Source organism: Streptomyces sp. UH6 (genome assembly GCF_013421635.1).
Lineage (GTDB): Bacteria > Actinomycetota > Actinomycetes > Streptomycetales > Streptomycetaceae > Streptomyces > Streptomyces abyssomicinicus.
Window position 1 is genome coordinate 1 of sequence record NZ_JACADT010000974.1, and the last position, 2,121, is coordinate 2,121.

Annotated in this window: 1 protein-coding gene; it reads left to right on the forward strand. The window is 69.6% G+C overall.

What is annotated here, in order from left to right:
* Positions 1-412: 412 nt before the first annotated feature.
* On the forward strand, positions 413-2,121 hold a 1,709-nt coding region (locus HW445_RS28205; RefSeq protein ID WP_180223684.1), incomplete at its 3' end, for a glycosyltransferase family 2 protein.

Genomic DNA, 2,121 nt, shown 5'->3' on the forward strand with positions numbered 1-2,121 from the left:
ACCGCGCCCTCGACGCCCTCCAGCGGCTGGCCGACCTGGTCGCCGCGATCGACGGTCTGGGGCCGGTCGCGCAGCGCGCCGTCCGCGCCCACCTCCGCCGTTCCGTCGCTCGCCCGGTGAGGTCGTCCCGCTCGGCCGAATGAGCGCATTCGCGCGCCACGCCGACCGACACGCCGAAGCGCCGGGAACCTCGCCCGACACCACGGTTCCCGGGCCGTCGCCCGTTCTCCGCACCCCCGGAGCCCGTTCCCGCGACCGCCCACGCCCGGACGCGCCCAAGTCGACAGCTCCCGGAATATCCACTTTTGTGTGGATAGCATCTTGTCCGGTTCCGATCGCCGATCTTCGATCTCCGAACCCCGAGCTTCGATCTTCGATCCCCGAAGCGCGGATTCGATCATTGGAGGGTGCTGTGCTGCCGGAGGGCTACGACTACGACACCCATAGCCGACTGGCGGGGCCGCTCACCGAGCCACCCGCCGACGGGCCCTACCGGGTGCGGTACACCTCCCTGCTCTCGCGTGAGCCCCACCGCATGGGAGCGGTCGCCATGATGGCGCTCGCGCCGCTGCTCACCGGCCTGCTGCTGGTCTATCTGGTGTGGCCCTCCCACTGGGTGGAGCGGGACGAGAGCCAGACCCTGCTCGCCGTCCTCGACATCGCCATGCTGACCGGGATCGGCCTGATCGAGTTCTTCATGGTCGTGAACGTCTTCTCCGTCGCCCACGCCACGATGGTCGCCCGCGACCCGGTGCCCGTGACCCCCGAACCCGGCACCCGGGTCGCCTTCATCACCACCTACGTGCCCGGCAAGGAACCGCTGTCGATGCTCCGCGCCACCCTCGAGGGCGCGACCCGCATCACCCACGACGGCCGGGTCGACGTCTGGCTCCTCGACGAGGGCGACGACCACGAGGCCAAGGCCCTCTGCCGGGAGCTGGGCGTCCGCCACTTCTCCCGCAAGGGCGTCGACCGCTGGAACCGCCCCACGGGCCACCACAAGGCGAAGACCAAGCACGGCAACTACAACGCCTGGCTCGACGCCCACGGCGACGAGTACGACTTCTTCGCCTCCGTCGACACCGACCACATCCCGCTCCCCAACTTCCTGGAACGGATGACGGGCTACTTCCGCGACCCCGACGTGGCGTTCGTGGTCGGCCCCCAGGTGTACGGCAACTACACCAACCCCGTGACCAAGGCCGCCGAGTCGCAGCAGTACCTCTTCCACGCGCTGATCCAGCGGGCCGGCAACCGCTACCGGGCGCCCATGTTCGTCGGCACCAACAACGTCGTGCGGATCTCCGCCGTCAAGCAGATCGGCGGCCTGTACGACTCCATCACGGAGGACATGGCCACCGGCTTCGAACTGCACCGCACCCGCAACCCGCTCACCCGGCGGCGCTGGCGCTCCGTGTACACCCCCGACGTCCTCGCGGTCGGCGAGGGTCCGACCTCCTGGACCGACTTCTTCACCCAGCAGATGCGCTGGTCCCGCGGCACCTACGAGACGCTCTTCAAGCAGTTCTGGAAGGCGCCGTTCACCATGCCCTACGGGCGTCTGTTCCAGTACTCGCTGATGGTCTGCTACTACCCGATGACCGCGGTCAACTGGTTCCTGGGCGTCTTCAGCTGTGTCCTGTTCATGTGGTTCGGCGCCTCGGGCACCTCGGTCTCCACGTCGGTCTGGCTGATGCTCTACAGCGACGCCGCCGCACTGCAGATCGGCCTCTACCTCTGGAACCGGCGGCACAACGTCTCGCCGCACGAACCCAAGGGGTCCGGCGGCCTCGCCGGGATGGCGATGTCGGCCATCTCCGCGCCGATCTACCTGAAGTCCTTCACCGCGGCCCTGCTGCGCCGCCCGTGCCGGTTCGTGGTCACCCCCAAGGGCGGTGACAGCAGCGCGGACCGGCTGCTCACCTTCCGGGTCCACCTGTTCTGGGCCATGGTGCTCGTCGCCTCGCTCGTCGCCTCGCAGGCCTTCGGCCACACGCACGCCGCGATGCGGACCTGGGCGGTGCTGGCGCTGGTGATCGCGCTCTCGCCGGTGGCGATCTGGTGCCGCACGGTGGCCGCCGAGTCCCGCCGCCGCAGGGCGGCGGCCCCGGTGGCCGTGCC